The following is a 17,444-nucleotide window of genomic DNA, read 5'->3' on the forward strand; positions in this document are numbered from 1 at the left end:
CACACAGCAAAACGATCATAAACGTATGCTTGAAATTTTGGGGGCTGTATAGGCAGGAAAATTCTGGGCGTATATGAAAAGAGGGCGAGGGGGCTGACTGGAAACAAAGACAGCTGCCTCGTTTTTTATAGGAGGAAATGGCGATGGGAGAGAATACGAACCGATCCGAACCTTTTTTTGATGAAGATGTTGATTTGGTAAAGCTGCAGTTTACCGATATTTTTGGACAGTGCAAAATGGTCCAGATGACGCGGAGGCAGGCGGAAAAAGCGATGAAAGAGGGGTATGCAATCAACCGGTTTGCGCTCGGCGGCTTACAGAAAGCTGGGATCGAGGGCGCGGCGGCGCCGGAGTATCTGACGGACCAGAGCGAGAGTGTGGAATTGTACTTGAAGCCGGATGCATCAACGTATCAGGTTCTTCCGTGGGATTCCGGGCAGGAAAATGTAGCGCGTGTGATCTGCCAGGTCTGCAATGCGGATGGGACGCCGTCCTGGACGGATTCGCGTCATATTTTACAGGAAACGGTAAAACGTGCCGAGAAGATGGGACTGGACTTTGATTTTGATTTCCAGTGTGAGTTTTATCTGTTTCACACGGATGATGATGGGAGACCGACGACGGTGACGCATGAGGTTGCCGGGTATTATGACGCGGGGCCGATCGATCTGGCAGAGGGCGTCCGCCGGGACATGGTTCTGAGCCTGGAGGAAGCAGGATTTGCGGTCGAGAGCACGCATCATGGTCTGACTGCCGGACAGCACAGCTTCGTCCTTCCGGCGCGCCGGGGCATTGAGGCAGCAGATTATTTACAGACGTTCAAGGCGGCGGTCAAACGGATTGCGAAACGTCATGGTCTGCATGCGACTTTTATGCCGAAGCCAAACATGAGCGGCGACGGATCGGGGCTTCATGTGGGCGTGTCGATCTCTTCCAGACGGGGCGCGGAGGCGATGGCGCAGGCGAAGCATTTTGCAGCAGGCGTGCTTAAAAATCTGAGTGATATGATGATTTTTACGAATCCGACCGTCAATTCATATAAACGTCTGGCGGCGGAGCGGAGCACGGTGTTCCAGCCGGAGTTCCCGGCGGCTGTGTGGGAAAAAGGAAGTGAAAAGGCAGTTCATGTGAAGGAAGACCGGAACGGACGTATTTCCGTGGAAGTGCAGTTCCCGGATCCGTCTGCGAATCCGTATCTGGCGCTGACGGCGATTCTGGCAGCAGGACTGGAAGGAATCGAGAAGGCGCTGGTGCTGGATGAAGAAGCGGGCGATGAGAATGCGCCGCGGTTCCCGGAGACATTGGGGATATTGCTCCAGAAGCTGGATCAGAATGAATTTGCACACCGTGTATTTGGGGAAAAGTTCTGCCGGATGTACGGCGAGGGCAAGAAAGAGGAGTGGGAACGCTTCTGTGCCTATGTGACGGATTGGGAGACAGCGGAATATCTGTATCGTTGTTAGGGGGTACGAAATCGCAGTGAGGTGAGACCACGTGGGAAACATCATAGTAGCATTTTCGAAGCCGCAGGACGGACGAAATATTAGAAATATACTCGTAAAACATGGAATACAGGTCACAGCCTCCTGCACATCGGGCGCGCAGGTTTTAGCGTTAACCGATGATTTGCGAAGCGGGATTGTGGTGAGCGGCTACCGGTTTGGTGATATGACCTGCCGGCAGCTTGCCGACCAGCTGCCGCCGGGATTTGATTTGCTTCTCATTGCTTCCCCGAGCCGGTGGAGCGGCGAAGCGATGGGAAGGATTGTCTGCCTGCCGGCGCCGTTTAAAATGGGAGATTTAGTTTCGACAGTCCGCATGATTGAGCAGTCACAGGCGGAAAAAAGACGGCGGATGCGCCGCCAGCCGCCGCAGAAGCGTAGGGAAGAGGATCAGAAAGCGATCGACACCGCAAAGGCTATTTTGATGGAGCGGAACCGGATGGCGGAGCCGGAGGCGCACAAATATCTGCAGAAATGCAGCATGGACAGCCAGGTCAGCCTTATTGAGGCGGCACAAATGGTAATCAGTCTTTACAAAATGGCGTAAGATCCTTTACAATAGGATCAAAAAGGCAGAAGGAGCAGCAAAAACGATGAAATTTACAAAAATGCAGGGACTTGGCAATGATTATGTCTATGTCAACTGTTTTGAAGAAACGGTAAACGATCCGGAGAAGCTGGCGATTGCCGTCAGTGACCGCCATTTTGGAATTGGTTCCGACGGATTGATTCTGATTACCCCATCTGAGGTGGCAGACTGCCGCATGGATATGTACAATCTGGACGGTTCCCGCGGCGCGATGTGCGGCAACGGCATCCGCTGTGTGGGAAAATATGCGTATGACCACCATATCGTGGACAAGCCGCAGATTTCTGTTGAGACATTGTCCGGGATTAAATATCTGGATATGAAGGTTGAAAATGGCAAAGTAACGGCGGTCACCGTCGATATGGGCGAGCCGGAGCAGACTTCCGAGCTTCCGGAGAAGATCGAGGTAGATGGAACGGAATACGAATTTACCGGAATTTCCATGGGAAATCCGCACGCCGTTCTGTTTATGGATGAGATTGATTCCCTGGATCTGGAGACGATCGGACCGAAATTCGAGTTCCATAAGCGTTTCCCGGATCGTACCAACACCGAGTTTGTCAAGGTCATTGACCGCACACACGTAAAAATGCGTGTCTGGGAGCGCGGATCCGGCGAAACGATGGCATGTGGAACAGGTGCCTGCGCGGTTGCCGTTGCATCCATTCTGGCAGGGCATACGGAGGATGCGGTTGAGGTCGAGCTGCTGGGCGGCTGCCTGCAGATCCGCTGGGACCGCGAGAAAAACCGCGTGTTCATGACTGGACCGGCGGTGGAAGTGTTTAGCGGGGAGTATGAGGAATAATTAAACAGGAAACTTTGGGACTTCTTTCACATATGGTAGTAGTACAACGATATGTGAGAGGAGTCTTTTCTTTTGGAAGAAAAAAAGAAAGTGATGATAGATGCCGGGCACGGCGGAACGAAAGATCCGGGAGCAGTATTTGAGGATCGGATGGAAAAGGACGATACCCTGCGTCTGGCGCTGGCAGTAGGGAGGATTCTCGAGGAAAATGGGGTGAATGCCGTCTACACGCGGTCAACGGACGTCTATGACACGCCCTACCAGAAAGCAGAGATGGGAAATGAGGCGGGCGCGGACTATTTTGTTTCCCTGCACCGCAATGCGGCGAGTGATCCGGGAAAAGGTTCGGGCGTCATGACGCTGGTGTACAAGACAGGCAGGGAATCAGAACAGCTGGCGGATTCAATCCAGAGAGAGCTGGCGCGCACCGGATATGTGGATCTCGGCGTGATCGAGCGCCCGGATTTGATTGTGCTGCGGAAAACGCAGATGCCGGCGGTTCTGGTTGAAGCCGGATTTATCGACAATCCGGAGGATAACAAGCGGTTTGACGCACAGTTTGACGAAATTGCGGCGGCGGTTGCATCTGGGATTCTAAATGTAATCGATGACGACATGGATCGCCGTCCGGTGGAAGAGAGCGACTATTATTACCAGATCCAGACGGGGGCGTACCGCATCCGATCGCTGGCAGAGCAGCAGTTAGAAGAACTGCGCCGTATGGGATTCCCTGCATTTCTGGTGTACGATGGGACGTATTTCAAGCTTCGGGTCGGTGCGTTTAAAAATCTCGACAACGCTGTGCGGATGGAACAGGAACTGCGGAAGGCGGGATTTCCGACGGTGCTTTTGTATGAGAGGGAGGTGAAGTAGGGGAGAAAAGCTGAAAAACAGGCACTATCTGAAAATAAGAATAGAATGACTTATTTGATTGATTTTTGCTGTGCTTTTTGTAAAAATGAATGGAAAAAATTCCCTCATTATGGTATGCTGAAGATAGAAAGCAACGTGCATTTTCTTGTAGATAAAGGGAGGGGTTTGGTATGTCAGAGAAGAAAAAAATTATCATCACGATTGCGAGACAGTATGGAAGCGGCGGTGCGGATACGGGCAAAAAGCTGGCGGAAGATCTGGGGATCAGTTTTTATGATAAGAACATTCTCCGTATGAACTCAGATGAGAGCGGTATCAAAGAGAGCTATTTCCATCTGGCAGACGAGAAGGCGGGCAACCGGCTTTTATACAAGATTATCAATACATTGACGCCGGAAAAGGGCGCACCGTCGTTCGGTTCCGATCTCATTTCAGCTGACAATCTGTTCCGCTTCCAGTCGGAAGTGATCCGGAAGCTGGCGGCGGAGGAATCCTGCGTCATCATCGGTCGCTGCGCGGATTACGTGCTGGATGGCACCGAGGGACTGATCCGCGTGTTCCTCTACGCGGATATTAAAGTGCGTGAGGAGCGCGTGCGTGAGCGGAATCTCTACGCGGACAAAGACGTTCTCAAAAATATCCACCGGATCGACCGGGAACGCCGCGATTATAATCGTTATTATGCAGGGCGCGACTGGGAGAAACCGGAGAATTACGATCTTTTAATCAATACGACGCAGATTGGTGTGGACGGGGCAGTTCAGTTGATTAAGGATTATTTAAAAATGAGGGGGCTTTTGTAAGGGAAAAAGAATGACTTCCACTTGCAATTCAATATAGTATCGTGTAAAATGGCACATGCAGCCGGGCGAATACGAGAGTGTTTGGACGGCTGTATGTGCTGTTTTGTTATTATTACAAGTAAGGGGAAAATATGAAATATCAAAATGATATTGACAAAATGAATACGAACCGGAATTTATTTCTGATGTCGCTGCCGATCTTCGTGGAGCTGTTATTGCAGCTTTTGGTCGGAAACGTTGATCAGATGATGGTAAGCCGGGTATCGCAGCCCTCAGTGGCAGCGATTGTCAATGCGAACCAGATCATGAACCTGGTAATTATCGTGCTGAGCATGGCATCGACGGCGGTTACCGTGATTTTGTCCCAGTATCTGGGCGCGCAGGATGAAAAAAATGCATCCCGGACCTGCATGGTCTCGATCGTGCTGATCGGCGGCGTCAGTCTTGCGGCAACGATCCTGGTTTTTGCCGGGCACACGCCGCTTTACCGGGCGATCCATGTGCCGGAGGAGGTTTTTGATGAGGCGTCGCTGTATCTGCTGATTGTCGGCGCATTTATTCTGGTGCAGGGACTTTATCTGACATTCTCAGCTATGATCCGCGCATTTGCCATGGTAAAGGAAGTCATGATTATATCAGTTATCATGAATGCCATGAATATTGTGGGAAATGCGATTTTAATCAACGGTTGGTTCGGAATGCCGCAGCTTGGGGCGGTCGGGGCGGCGATCTCGACGGATATCAGTAAGTTAGTTGGTCTGGCATTGATGATCGGAATGTTTTTCAAGAGCCGCCGCGTCAAAATGGGAATGAGTTATCTGCGTCCATTTCCGGTGCAGATTTTAAAAAATCTCTGCCTGTTGGCAATTCCGACGGGGGTCGAAAGTTTTTCATACAATCTCTCCCAGATGATGATTCTGGGAATTGTTAATTCCTTTGGAACGCTGGTTACTGTAACCAAGGGATATTGTACGATTTTTGCCAATATTGATTATGTTTATGCGATGGCGATCGCGACGGCAACCCAGATTGTGCTGGGCTACCTGATCGGAGCGCGCCGTCTGAATGATATACAGAAACGAGTGAATGCGACACTGAAGGTTGCGATTGCGGCGTGTGTCGGGATGGCGGTGCTGATGTGCCTGGGAGGCAAATACATTTTCCTGATTTTCACAGACAACCCGGAGATCATTGCGCTTGGACGGCGGATTCTGGTGATTGAGATTGTGCTGGAGATCGGGCGCGCGGTCAACATTGTTATGACCAAATGCCTGATTGCGGTCGGCGATGTCCTGACCCCGACCACGGTCGGAATCACCTTCCAGTGGGTCGTAGCTGCCGCCGGCTCCTGGTTGCTCGGCAGCAAGCTCGGCTGGGGGCTGGAAGGCGTCTGGATTGCAATGGCAGCTGATGAATGCGTGCGCGGACTCATTTACGCGATGCATTTTAAGAAAGAACGTTGGAAGAAGAATTTTAAGGGCGTGAAGACGGAAGCAGAGTTGAGAGAGGCGTAGAAGATAAGCGAAGAAAGAAAGTGTGAGAAAAAATGAAAGAAACAGGATGGAAAAAGACAGCAGGGAATGGTTCTGATGGAAAAAGAACGGAAGGAAAGAAATCGTTTGGCCGGGGGGAGAAAACAACTGGATTTTCCAAGAATAGTGCAAAAGTGGGAGTCAATGGGGAAAAACAGGGAAAATCTGCCCGTAAAGTGTCTGGAGTTGAGGATAAATGGGGCACACATGGGGACAGGAAACGAAATGTAGGGGAAAAAGACGGTCAGAAAACGGTTCATGGTGGACAGCGTGGAAAAACAAAATGTCCGATTTACCGTGAGTGCGGTGGCTGTCAGTATCTCCATTTAACCTATGATCAGCAGTTAAAAGAAAAACAGAAGCGCATGGAAGAACTGCTGGGCGGTGTCTGTCCGGTTCGGCCGATCATTGGAATGGAAGAGCCGTATCATTACCGCAATAAAGTTCATGCGGTATTTGGATTGGATCGGAAAAATAATCCGATTTCTGGCATTTACAAAGAGGGGACACATCGGATTCTTCCGGTGGATTCCTGTCTGATTGAGGATCAGAAAGCAGACGAGATCATCGTGACGATCCGGAGTATGCTTCGTTCGTTCAAGATTCGTGTTTTTGATGAGGACACCGGATACGGTCTGCTGCGTCATGTATTGATTCGCCGCGGCTTCACAACCGGCGAGATTCTGGTCGTTTTGGTGACAGCATCCCCGGTATTCCCGTCGAAGAACAATTTCGTCAAGGCGCTTCGTGAAAAGCACCCGGAAATTACTACGATTGTCCAGAATATCAACGGCAGAAGCACCAGTATGGTACTGGGGGACAAAGAACATGTACTGTATGGAAAAGGATATATCGAAGATGAACTCTGCGGACTCCGGTTCCGTATTTCGTCCCGTTCCTTCTATCAGATTAACTCAGTTCAGACTGAGAAGCTGTACGGAAAAGCGATGGAACTGGCAGGACTTACAGGCAAGGAGACGGTACTGGATGCTTATTGCGGTATTGGTACGATCGGTCTCATTGCCAGCAAACACGCGGGCAAAGTTATCGGCGTAGAGTTAAATCAGGATGCAGTGCGGGATGCAGTGCAGAATGCGAAGAAGAACGGCATCACCAATGCACAGTTCTTCTGCAATGACGCCGGACGGTTCATGTCTCATATGGCAGCCAGAGGCGAGAGTGCAGATGTGGTATTTATGGACCCGCCGAGAAGCGGAAGTACCGAGGAATTTATCGATTCGGTAGCACTTATGCAGCCGAAACGGGTGGTATACATCTCCTGCGGTCCGGATACATTGGCACGCGATTTGAAAGTATTCGCAAAGCATGGTTATCGGGCGAAAGAAGCATGGCCGGTGGATTTGTTTGGGTGGACGGGGCATGTTGAAACCGTGGCTCTTCTCGTTAAAAAACGTTGATTTTCCGGGATTTTCCGGCATTTTTGGAAAAAATGAACTTGTGTTTTTACGAAGAAAATAGATGTGAATTGAAAAATTTACTCCAGGTGGGGTAAATGGAAAACAGGGTTTTGTTCCGTGATATTCGGATAAATGGATACCACGGGACGAAACCCTGTACGTTTTGGCAAAAGTCTATACTCCGCGGCAAAAGTGGAAACCACGGGACGAAAGTGAAATGATTACCTTACGCGAAAGAACAGAGGGAACTTGCCAGCGAGATCGCGGAGCTGGAAAAGGCAATCCGGGACTATGAACAGACCCGGAAATCTGCGGGGATGTTTATTGCGATGATTTTATGAAAGCTGCCGGTGTGACCGAAGAATTAAAAGCCGCCAATCAAATGAAGTGGGTAGGGCTGGTAAATAATTGTAAGGCGCAGGTGGAAGAAATAATACAAAATGAATTAATTTTTAGATAATTTTAATATTGGGTGCAATGAGCCAGTTTTTGTAGCGCAGCCAAATTACTTATATAATAACCACTATTGGTTTTTGTTAGTATGCCACGCTTAACAAAATCAGCCAAAACATATAGAAGATGTCGATATGTAACCCCCAAAAATTCTGATGATTCTGTATGTTTCTCTCTGTAATATCCATTTTGTGATGTGAGTAAAATAAAATTTGCCAAACGTACATCCAAAGGGTAAGACTGATTACGTGAATAGTTATATGTATTTCCTATTGCTTTTTGACTGAGAAAAAGGCAGAGATGGCGCAAAAATCTTATATCCTCCAAAATTTTATGCTTACAACTGCTTATGTTAATTGCATAGCAAGTACATTCTGTAATTGCTGTAATTCCATTTGATGTGTTTTGCGCTCCAATCAATTCCATTTCCCCAATGAAACAAGGGGCATTTAAGAAATTGATTAGGGATATGCATCCGTTTTCGTGCGATAGAAACAATTTTGCTCTACCATTGATTAGATAATACAAGTGTGCAGGGGCGGTCCCCTCCTGCATTATTACTTCGTCACTTTCAAATTGAACAATCGAAACATACGGTCTTATGTCAAAATTGAAATAATCTGTCAAAGGAAAGTGATTGTAATATTCATCTATGAGATTTTGCTGAACTATCTTTTTCATGAATATTCCTTTCTGCAAAAGTGTGTGAAATTTCTCATAGTAGTCTAACATAAATAGCGCTATAATTCAAGAAAAGAAAGGAGGACATTGCAATGGAGCAAAAAAAATATTGGGATCAAGTATCAACAAAAAACAATTTACAACACCTTTTCATGCAGCTGAATTTGAAAAGTATGTGGGAAGAAATTCTGTAATTCTCGATGTGGGATGCGGCTATGGACGTACCCTTAATGAGCTTTATCAACTTGGTTTTCAGCATCTAATAGGAATTGACTTTTCAAGTGGGATGATCGAACGGGGCAAAGAGCAATTCCCTTATTTGGATTTAAGAACAAAAATAGCAGACAATATTGATTTGCCTGATCAGAGCGTTGATGCCGTTATTCTGTTTGCAGTATTAACTTGCATTCAGAATAATTCCGAGCAGGAGAAGCTAATCAGAGAAATCGAAAGAGTTTTAAGGCCAAACGGCATACTATACGTTAATGATTTCCTTTTAAATGATGACGACCGAAATAAAAAGCGCTACGCTGAATTTGCCTCCAAATATGGAAATTATGGCGTTTTCGAGTTGCCAGAGGGGGCTGTTTGCAGACATCATGATGAAAACTGGATTCTTAATCTACTTGCAGGTTTCAATGCGCTAAAATATGAGCATTTAACTTTTACTACCATGAATGGTCATAAATCAAACGGCTTCTATTTTATTGGTAAAAAGATATGCTAAAAAAATTAAAATGCGGAGAACTGGTCTTTGTACTTGGAACAGTTCTTTCTGCCTTGGGGATCGCATTGCAAACAAAAGCAGACATTGGTATTTCAATGGTTGCAGCACCTGCTTATATTTTATCACTAAAAATCCCTGTTCTTTCTTTTGGCATTTCGGAGTGTTTGGTTCAATGCGGATTATTTATACTATGCTGCTTTATTACAAAGAAATTTGCATGGAGAATATTATGGTCATTTTTAGTAGCAATTCCTTATGCTGGTGTACTGGATTGTATAATGAACATTGTCAGTAACATACAACTTGTGTCGTTTGTGGATAGGCTGTTTTTATTCCTGATAGGAACTGCTGTCTTAGCAGCCGGAATTGCCTTCTATTTTAGGACAAATTTACCAGCTCAAATTTATGAGATGTTTGTAAAAGTCCTTTCTGAATATAAAAATTGGAATATCAATAAAGTAAAGATTATATATGACTGGATTAGTTGTATCATTGCAATACTTATGTCCTTACTTTTTTTCAAAGCACTGCGAGGAATTGGTTTTGGCACAATTATCTGTACACTCTTAAATGGTCCGTTAATTGCCTTGTGTGGCAAATTTTTAGACAAACATATGGATTTTAGCCCGTTAATAAAAGGAATGCAAAATTAAGAATCACTAAAGTAATAGACTGGTTTTACGATTGCCACCCAACGGTAAATAAAAAAAACCGTTGGTAGAGGTGGTAGATTTGGTGCGTCTAATTTTGGAATACCATGCTTTACGGCGGTTTTGAGAAATCAAGGCCGCCGTTTCTTTTGTCCTCAAATGAAATGACGCGCTGACGCTGATAGATACGGCGGCTTATAGGAGGAAGTCGCCATGATACAACCTAACCGCCGACAAATTCTGACGATATTTGCGTTACCGTTAAAAAAGCCAGACTGCCCAACAGGAACAGTCTACTAGTAATTGCGAAAATCGTCGTTTTTTAACTGAATACCGCACCTTTTGCGCTCGAATAGCTTCATGCTGTCCGGGCGTTTTTCTATGCTCTCCCCGGTGCCGCTCCTCGCTTGCCCCATTCCGATTTTTATAAAAAATTCCTTGGGGATAGTAAGCATGGAATTACCGATATAGTATAAACAGTGCAAGTACAGATTAGACTGCCTGTTATCATCTTTTTAATGAAAATGGAGTTGGGGGGATGTAAGGCAGGACTAAGAAGTGTTTAAGAATATTTCTATATGGGAATAATCTTGTTACATGGTAGATTATGGAAAGTGGGATTGCATCGTAACAGACAGGCCCAAGGCAGATTGCATTAGTACATGAGAAGTCATGAATATGTGCGGTACTGCCGGGAAGGAGAGAGACGATGCCTGACCCTGCGCTTTTATCGGCTGCGAAATGCTTGATAAGCGGAATGCCAGACACCAATGAAAAATATTGTAGTATCAGTCAAAATCAAATAATGCGTCCGCCGGGACATGCCCCGTGTGGAAGGATTTATTTCAAAGACCGTAAAAAGTTGAATGATAGCTTTTTGCGGTCTTTTTTTGCGTATATGGAATCGGCTGTCAGTTTTTTCTGGCTTTACCGCAAGGTAAAGAAAGGAAAGCTGTATGGCAGATCGAAAAATCAAAATCCGGTCAGGAAAACTGGAAGTCTGGATGGAGGTTACAGAAGAGGAATATCAGAACTATTATCGCCCATGGTGACAGCAGAAAAAGCGGGAGCAGAGGAACAGGGAATCAATGGAGGAACAAGGGTATACGGAAGAATCGTATGAAGCATGGAGAGATAATTCGGTGGATGATATGGGAATCAGGGATATGGATGCAGAGAGCATAGAGACGTTGCTGGAGAAAAAGATGCTGCTTGGAATTTTAGAAGAAGCGCTGGAATCTTTGCTTCCAGACGAAAGGGAGTTGGCTGAGAAGGTGTTTGGAGAAGAAATGAGTGTCTGTGAATTTTCAAAATCAATGGGAAAAAACAGGAGGACGTTGGCTTTTCAAAAAAAATAAAGTATTGGAAAAACTGCGTGATTTTTTTAGGAAAAATGGTATTGATGTGTAGGAAACAAGAGATTCGACATGATTTTTATTGTTTGTCGAACGGTTTTTATAAAAACTTTTCATTTTCATTGCCAGTTTTCAAAAAAGTGTCATTACGGGTAGTAGAAGGATCTATTTGATTTCCTTCAAAACGTAGGAAAGGAGTTATGGCACTTATGGAAAATGCACAGGAACTGATCGGCATTTTGCAGGCGATCAGTATTGTAGCAAAGAGCTTGGCAGTGAAGCTGATACGGATTGAGCAGCAGGTAAGGGCTTATGAAGCCACAGGTCAGGAATCATCCGGAAGAAAGATGTGGAAAGGAAAATAAGAAAATGACGGAAAGGAAAAAAGTGTTTATCTGCAGCCCGTTCCGTGGAGATATGGAGGGCAATGCAAGAACGGCGGCAGTTTACAGCCGGATGGCCTGTGACCTGGGATATCTTCCAATCGCACCGCACTTGCTGTTCCCGCAGTTTTTGAATGAAGGTATCGAGGCGGAGAGGCAGATTGGTATCTCTATGGGAATGGAACTGCTTTTGTACTGTGAGGAAGTGTGGGTGTTCGGGGAAGCCACGGAAGGAATGCAGGCGGAGATCGCCTTTGCCACAGAGCAGGGGAAGAAAATATGGTTCATGGAAGGAGGCGGTGCGGATGCAGACAGTGATGGTGCTGACACAGGTTACCGGATGTGAAGAGATTGACCGCCAGAGGGCGGAGGATTACTGCCGTTTTGCGGCGCACAGAGGAAAAATACCGCTAAGCCCGTACCTTGCTTTCCATGGGATTTTTAAGGATGAGCTTGGCGGTGCGGTGGAGGGCATCCTGCTTTCACGCCTGATGGAAAAGGTGGATGAGATATGGTTGTTCGGGTTTGAACAGGGAGATACACGGAAGAAAAGAGAGACGGCGGTACGGGAGAGGTATGGCACAAAGGCACGGTATTTCAGCCACCCGGAGATTATATGGAGGACAGCCATCCGGCGATTTTAAGCGCGGAGCAGTGGGACAGGCTTCAGGAGAAGATGAAAGAAAACCGCAGGGATGGAAGCAGCACGCAGGATAATCCCTCGAAATACCAGAACCGATATCCGCTGACCGGAATGCTGTATTGCCCGCACTGCGGACGGACGCTCCGGCGCAGGCAGGGGTACAAAAAGAGGATCGAGTGGCTGTGCTCCACTTACATTGAGGAAGGAAAACAGGCGTGTCCGGGGGTAAGGATTCCGGATGAATCCGCATCCCGGCAGAATATCACAGAGCCAACGGTGGCAGAGGAGGTTGTAAAGGATGGCAAGAAACATTACCGTTATACCGCCAAAGAAAAATTCGGCAGCAGGGAAAGGGAAGAAAACACAGCGCCGGAAGCTCCGGGTAGCGGCGTATTGCAGGGTGAGTACAGACCAAGAAGAACAGCTATTAAGCTATGAGAACCAGGTGCGGTTTTACACGGAGAGCATCAACAGCAATCCGGAATATGAATGTGCCGGGATATACGCGGATGAAGGGATAAGCGGCACCAATACGAAGAAAAGGGAAGAATTTAACCGGATGATCGCAGACTGCCGTGCCGGGAAGATTGACCGGATCATCACAAAATCCATTTCTCGGTTTGCCCGGAATACGCTGGACTGCCTGAATTATGTCCGGGAGTTAAAAGCTCTTGGTGTTGGCATCACATTCGAGAAAGAAAATATCGACACACTGGACGCAAAGGGAGAAGTGCTGCTGACGATCCTTTCTTCTCTGGCACAGGATGAGAGCCGCAATATTTCTGAAAACAGCACCTGGGGTATCCGGAAGCGGTTTGAAGTCGGACAGCACAAAATGAGTACGGCACGGTTCCTTGGGTATGACACGGATGAATCCGGGAAGCTGGTGGTGAACCGGAAACAGGCGAAGATCGTGCAAAGGCTTTATATGGAATTCTTGCATGGAAAGACTACCGATTATATTAAGCGGATTTTTGAGCGGGAAGGCGTGGTAAATTGGAACGGCAGCACGAAGTGGCAGGCTACCACACTTGCCAGTATGCTGGAAAATGAAAAATACAAAGGGGATGCCCTTTTGCAGAAAAGCTATACGGCTGATTTTCTGACAAAAAAACGTGTGATGAACGAAGGGGAGATTCAGCAGTTTTATATTGAGGATGACCATGAAGCCATTATTGAGCCATGGATTTGGGAATGCGTACAGTTGGAGATGGAACGTAGGAAACGGTATCTGGAAGAGCATGGGACAAATTCCTTTTCCCATAATACGGAACAGAATCCATTTGCGGCGAAGATCGTTTGCGGGGAATGCAACAAGGTTTTCCATAGGAAAGGATGGCAGAGCAGCACAGGAGAAATACGCAGGATCTGGCAGTGCAGTGAGCGGTATAAGGTAAAAGGTGTGCTGGGATGTTCCAATCGGCATATAGATGAGAATACCGTGCGGAAGATTTATTTCATGGCATGGAATAAGCTGCTGGAATGCCGGGATGAGCTTCTACCGGAGTGGAAGGAAAAAGCACAAGGAGAGGATTTGTTGGCGAGGTTCCGGGCGGTAGATTTTATGGAGCTGACGGAACATGCACAGCCCATACAGGAATTGGACATTGACCTGATGCTACGGACACTGGATCATATCAAGGTGTATGAGAGCGGCGTGGTGGTGACGGTGTTCTTGGATGGGACGGAGATTGAGTATAAAGCAGAATAGAGAGAAAAAGAGTCAATTGTAAAAAATTCAGTTGGCTCTTTCTTGTTTTTTGCGGTAGAAAGAAGTAGAGGGCTATGGTAGAATACAAGTAGTAGTTGGATAATAGTACAAATGAAAAGGGGGATACCTTTAAATGGAACTATTACTTGTTCATTTAACAGATATACATATTGAAGCAGAACGTGATTTTGATATTCTTTTGGGCCGTAGTGAGGCGATTAGCCGAGCTATCATGTTGCATATAACAAATGTTGAAAATACAACCATTTTTTTATGTGTGACAGGAGACATTACATATTCTGGAACAAAGGAACAATTTGTTTATGGTACCTTATTTATTGGGGAAATAGTAGATATTATAAAAAAAAGGTATAACAAGATAATGGTTCAAGTAGTTGTTATACCGGGAAACCATGATTGCAATTTCGAGGATGATTTTGCTCCGACAAGAGAACTGTTATTAAAAAATATTGATATATCTACAGCAACCTTACCAGAGATTATGAAGTCTTACACGACCATTCAAAGTGCATATTTTGAATATGCAGATTCATTGAGTAAAGAGGGGATAGGATTTGGTTGTCAAAATGACAAGATTTTAACGGAAAATGTTTTTAATGATGAACAAAATGGAATCACGATTAGATTTCATTGTATAAATACTGCTTGGTGTTCATCAAAGCATGAAATCAAGGGGAAAATGCACTTTAAGATAAAAGATAAATATGAAAAAAATGAAAATGATATCGTAGTAACACTTATGCATCATGATGAGTCTTGGCTTGATTGGGATGATGCCGAAAATTGGAAAGATTATTATAAAACATATTCAGATATTGTATTGGTTGGACATGACCATACGGCAGAATATGTGTATAAAGAGAATTATAATGCAGCATCAAACTATTTTATAAAGGGAAATCAATTATATAGTTCTGGGAATAGTGAGCAAAGTGGGTTTAATATATTAAAAATTGATTTATGTGCAAATATTCAAAATTTCTTTTCATATAAATGGAATGGAAGTATATATGAGAATATTATTGATACAAAAGGAATTCCGTTTAATCGGAATAGATTTTACAAATCAGGCATAGAATTAAAGAAAACTGTAAAGGATTTTCTTGAAAATATGGACATGGATTTGTTCAGTAGGTATAAGGATACCTTATATTTATCAGATATATTTGCATACCCTACTTTACGAGGGGAAGCTTTAACAAATAAGAAAAGTATTGTTCATTATAGAGAAAAAGATACAATAATGAAAGCCATTTGGGAAAAGAAATTTATATTGATTTTAGGGGAAAAAGAATTTGGTAAAACCGCCTTATTGAAGAAATTATACAGAGAATTTTATGATGCAAATAAAATACCAGTTTGGATAGATGTGTCAAAAATAAATTCAGCAGATGGTGAAATTTTAAATGATAAAATGAAGGGATTTTATAATGACGAATATGATAATGTAAGTGCGGAAGAAATATTGCAGATGGATTCTGAAAATAAAGTGTGTATTGTTGATAATTTTGATGAAATCTCTCTTTCGGATAAGAGTATAAAAAAAGTCTTACAGTATTTAACGGACAAGTTTGGAGTTGTGATTTTGTCAAGTACACCAACTAAACGAATGGTCAATTTCCTAAAAAATATTGAAGCCAATAAATATATAGAAGAAGAATTTTTTGAGCTTCAAATTTGTGAGTTAAGGGCTTATGGAAAAAGACAGTTGGTAAATAAATGGTTACTCCTGTCGGATTCAGAACAAGATATTGACAGTATTCAGTTTGATAATTTAAGAAAAGAAAAATTATTTCAAGTAGAAAGCGTGATGAAAAATGGATTTTTCCATAGGACACCGCTTGAATTTTTATTAGTGTTGTCATATTTAGAAAACACTACTAGCATGAATGTTGATTATAGTAGATATTCCTATATTTATGATTGCTTGATTAAAGATAAGATTAATAAAATCTCAGATGGGGACACTAATGATGCAGCAATGTATCAAACGATTTTAGAACAACTGGCTTACAAGATGTATGAAGAAAAGCAATCTAACAGTGTTGAAGAAAGTTTTCTTACAACGGTTATATATGATTATAATCAAGAGTATACAGGGGCAAAAGGTGAGGTAATAGACATTGTTAATAGGTTGTTGGATTATAGACTTATTTCAAGAACCAGAGAAGGGTATCGATTTAAATACGATTATATGCTTTATTATTTTGCTTGTGGTTTTATGGAACACCAGATTGCGCCGCGAGATAGAGATAAAATAATTGAAAACTTATTGAGTGATGTTTCTAAAGAGGTAAACTATAATATTTTACTATTTTTGGCATTTGGAGCAAATGTGGAGTATGAGATATTACCTAAAATAATTGAAGCCTCAGAGAAAATTTTACCAGAGTGTAAAGACTTTAAATATGAGCAGCAATATGAAATGGTAAAAGAGTTGGAAAAGGATATTGAAACAAAAGTGGATGATATCTTTGCGGTTCCTAAGAATAAAAATATTTCTGAAATACAGGAAAGGAATGCAATAATTGCAGATATGATAGAGGAACAGATTGAAAAGGATGAATCCAATAATGTGGCTGAGGAGATGGATAAAATGACGCTAGAATTAATTCAATTAATGCGTTTAACAGAGTTGCTCGGAGACATTATTAAAAATTATGCTGGAAAACTCAAAAGAAAGCCGAGAATGATAATTATAGACGAGATGCATAAGGCAGTAATGAAAACTATGGGAAAAATGGTAACATCCATGGAATTTATTATTGGGAAAATAATGAAGTTGATTGAAGAAAAACAAAAAGAAGGTGATAACGAATACTTAATAAAAAGTGATTTTATTGTTGAACTGAAGAACCTGTTTTACCAATTGTGGAAGACTTTTGTTATTGGAAATGTAAGAATATTGGCAAATAGACTAGAGTGTGATAGAATAACGAAAGAAATTTTGGAATTTAATGATGAGTTGGATTCGGAATTTTTTAGAATGGTTTCGATTGAGTTTTTAATCAATACTCAAAATGGAAATTTGCCTGTGAAGGAAATTGATTCATGTTTTAGGGGGAAAAGGACATTGGGGAAATTTTCTCAATATGTTATGAAGGAAATTATTGCACGAGATTTATGCAGTTATCAATTTGAGCCTAATTCCAAACAGGCAGTATGTGATTTGCTAGGCTTTAATATTAAGGATTTTAGAATCGAAATGCAGAAGAATTTAAATTTAAAGGATGCATAAATGAAAAGCCTAAATTCCTTTGGTATGGTGTGTTGATTTAGTATAGTAATAGTAGATGAT

Annotated in this window: 17 protein-coding genes and 1 pseudogene; 17 read left to right on the forward strand and 1 reads right to left on the reverse strand. The window is 43.8% G+C overall.

What is annotated here, in order from left to right:
- Positions 1-143: 143 nt before the first annotated feature.
- From DXB70_RS11785 to DXB70_RS11820, 8 genes and pseudogenes are all read left to right on the forward strand, one after another.
- Positions 144-1,463 carry a glutamine synthetase family protein gene (locus tag DXB70_RS11785; protein WP_118570476.1) on the forward strand — a complete coding sequence of 440 codons (1,320 nt, stop codon included), beginning with the start codon at positions 144-146 and terminating at the stop codon, positions 1,461-1,463.
- A 31-nt stretch (positions 1,464-1,494) separates the two neighbouring features.
- Positions 1,495-2,049 (forward strand): ANTAR domain-containing protein, encoded by a 555-nt coding sequence (locus tag DXB70_RS11790; RefSeq protein ID WP_117795975.1) that lies wholly within the window; start codon positions 1,495-1,497, stop codon positions 2,047-2,049.
- 46 nt (positions 2,050-2,095) lie between these two features.
- The gene (dapF, locus tag DXB70_RS11795; protein WP_117795974.1) at positions 2,096-2,896 is read left to right on the forward strand and encodes a diaminopimelate epimerase; all 801 of its coding nucleotides are present in this window, start codon (positions 2,096-2,098) and stop codon (positions 2,894-2,896) included.
- A gap of 72 nt (positions 2,897-2,968) precedes the next feature.
- On the forward strand, positions 2,969-3,769 hold the full coding sequence (locus tag DXB70_RS11800; protein WP_118673376.1) for an N-acetylmuramoyl-L-alanine amidase: 801 nt from the start codon (positions 2,969-2,971) through the stop codon (positions 3,767-3,769).
- A gap of 170 nt (positions 3,770-3,939) precedes the next feature.
- The gene (locus tag DXB70_RS11805; RefSeq protein WP_022358543.1) at positions 3,940-4,572 is read left to right on the forward strand and encodes a cytidylate kinase-like family protein; all 633 of its coding nucleotides are present in this window, start codon (positions 3,940-3,942) and stop codon (positions 4,570-4,572) included.
- Positions 4,573-4,703: 131 nt separating this feature from the next.
- Positions 4,704-6,086 (forward strand): MATE family efflux transporter, encoded by a 1,383-nt coding sequence (locus DXB70_RS11810; protein ID WP_118673377.1) that lies wholly within the window; start codon positions 4,704-4,706, stop codon positions 6,084-6,086.
- Positions 6,087-6,118: 32 nt separating this feature from the next.
- A complete protein-coding gene (gene rlmD / locus DXB70_RS11815) occupies positions 6,119-7,522 on the forward strand; it encodes a 23S rRNA (uracil(1939)-C(5))-methyltransferase RlmD (RefSeq protein ID WP_118673378.1) in 1,404 nt (467 codons plus the stop codon).
- 340 nt (positions 7,523-7,862) lie between these two features.
- Positions 7,863-7,982, forward strand: a pseudogene (locus DXB70_RS11820) (TnpV protein); the annotation flags it as partial.
- 2 nt (positions 7,983-7,984) lie between these two features.
- Here the strand turns inward: DXB70_RS11820 and yeiL are convergent.
- Positions 7,985-8,656, reverse strand: coding sequence for a transcriptional regulator YeiL (yeiL, locus tag DXB70_RS11825; RefSeq protein ID WP_118673379.1), 672 nt, complete (start codon positions 8,654-8,656; stop codon positions 7,985-7,987).
- A gap of 109 nt (positions 8,657-8,765) precedes the next feature.
- On the opposite strand from yeiL, the gene DXB70_RS11830 reads away from it, so the two are divergent.
- From DXB70_RS11830 to DXB70_RS11865, 9 genes are all read left to right on the forward strand, one after another.
- A complete protein-coding gene (locus tag DXB70_RS11830; RefSeq protein ID WP_243032329.1) occupies positions 8,766-9,383 on the forward strand; it encodes a class I SAM-dependent methyltransferase in 618 nt (205 codons plus the stop codon).
- Positions 9,377-10,036: a DUF6198 family protein gene (locus tag DXB70_RS11835; RefSeq protein ID WP_118673380.1), complete on the forward strand. Its 660-nt coding sequence runs from the start codon at positions 9,377-9,379 to the stop codon at positions 10,034-10,036. The genes DXB70_RS11830 and DXB70_RS11835 overlap by 7 nt, the downstream gene beginning before the upstream one ends.
- A gap of 1,139 nt (positions 10,037-11,175) precedes the next feature.
- Positions 11,176-11,391 (forward strand): hypothetical protein, encoded by a 216-nt coding sequence (locus DXB70_RS14415; RefSeq protein ID WP_243032327.1) that lies wholly within the window; start codon positions 11,176-11,178, stop codon positions 11,389-11,391.
- Between the two features lie 197 nt (positions 11,392-11,588).
- Positions 11,589-11,753, forward strand: coding sequence for a hypothetical protein (locus tag DXB70_RS14185; protein ID WP_182435390.1), 165 nt, complete (start codon positions 11,589-11,591; stop codon positions 11,751-11,753).
- 4 nt (positions 11,754-11,757) lie between these two features.
- Complete coding sequence (locus tag DXB70_RS11845; protein WP_118673381.1) at positions 11,758-12,117, forward strand: DUF4406 domain-containing protein; 360 nt, start codon at positions 11,758-11,760, stop codon at positions 12,115-12,117.
- On the forward strand, positions 12,077-12,415 hold the full coding sequence (locus DXB70_RS11850; protein WP_118684813.1) for a hypothetical protein: 339 nt from the start codon (positions 12,077-12,079) through the stop codon (positions 12,413-12,415). The genes DXB70_RS11845 and DXB70_RS11850 overlap by 41 nt, the downstream gene beginning before the upstream one ends.
- A complete protein-coding gene (locus tag DXB70_RS14420) occupies positions 12,388-12,852 on the forward strand; it encodes a zinc ribbon domain-containing protein (protein WP_243099960.1) in 465 nt (154 codons plus the stop codon). Before DXB70_RS11850 ends, DXB70_RS14420 begins: the two co-directional genes overlap by 28 nt.
- Positions 12,815-14,125 (forward strand): recombinase family protein, encoded by a 1,311-nt coding sequence (locus DXB70_RS11860; RefSeq protein WP_243032320.1) that lies wholly within the window; start codon positions 12,815-12,817, stop codon positions 14,123-14,125. The genes DXB70_RS14420 and DXB70_RS11860 overlap by 38 nt, the downstream gene beginning before the upstream one ends.
- Positions 14,126-14,258: 133 nt before the next feature.
- Positions 14,259-17,384 (forward strand): metallophosphoesterase, encoded by a 3,126-nt coding sequence (locus DXB70_RS11865; protein WP_118673384.1) that lies wholly within the window; start codon positions 14,259-14,261, stop codon positions 17,382-17,384.
- Positions 17,385-17,444: the final 60 nt, after the last annotated feature.

This window comes from Clostridium sp. OM05-5BH (assembly GCF_003481505.1).
Taxonomy (GTDB): Bacteria; Bacillota; Clostridia; order Lachnospirales; family Lachnospiraceae; genus Otoolea; species Otoolea fessa.

What these genes read in the sequence shown, in the direction of transcription:
- DXB70_RS11835 (WP_118673380.1), top strand. Translation starts at nt 9,377, where the DNA reads ATGCTAAAAAAATTAAAATGCGGAGAACTGGTCTTTGTACTTGGAACA.
- rlmD (WP_118673378.1), top strand. Translation starts at nt 6,119, where the DNA reads ATGAAAGAAACAGGATGGAAAAAGACAGCAGGGAATGGTTCTGATGGA.
- DXB70_RS11845 (WP_118673381.1), top strand. Translation starts at nt 11,758, where the DNA reads ATGACGGAAAGGAAAAAAGTGTTTATCTGCAGCCCGTTCCGTGGAGAT.
- dapF (WP_117795974.1), top strand. Translation starts at nt 2,096, where the DNA reads ATGAAATTTACAAAAATGCAGGGACTTGGCAATGATTATGTCTATGTC.
- DXB70_RS11810 (WP_118673377.1), top strand. Translation starts at nt 4,704, where the DNA reads ATGAAATATCAAAATGATATTGACAAAATGAATACGAACCGGAATTTA.
- DXB70_RS14185 (WP_182435390.1), top strand. Translation starts at nt 11,589, where the DNA reads ATGGCACTTATGGAAAATGCACAGGAACTGATCGGCATTTTGCAGGCG.
- DXB70_RS11805 (WP_022358543.1), top strand. Translation starts at nt 3,940, where the DNA reads ATGTCAGAGAAGAAAAAAATTATCATCACGATTGCGAGACAGTATGGA.
- yeiL (WP_118673379.1), bottom strand. Translation starts at nt 8,656, where the DNA reads ATGAAAAAGATAGTTCAGCAAAATCTCATAGATGAATATTACAATCAC.
- DXB70_RS14420 (WP_243099960.1), top strand. Translation starts at nt 12,388, where the DNA reads ATGGAGGACAGCCATCCGGCGATTTTAAGCGCGGAGCAGTGGGACAGG.
- DXB70_RS11785 (WP_118570476.1), top strand. Translation starts at nt 144, where the DNA reads ATGGGAGAGAATACGAACCGATCCGAACCTTTTTTTGATGAAGATGTT.
- DXB70_RS11850 (WP_118684813.1), top strand. Translation starts at nt 12,077, where the DNA reads ATGCAGACAGTGATGGTGCTGACACAGGTTACCGGATGTGAAGAGATT.
- DXB70_RS11865 (WP_118673384.1), top strand. Translation starts at nt 14,259, where the DNA reads ATGGAACTATTACTTGTTCATTTAACAGATATACATATTGAAGCAGAA.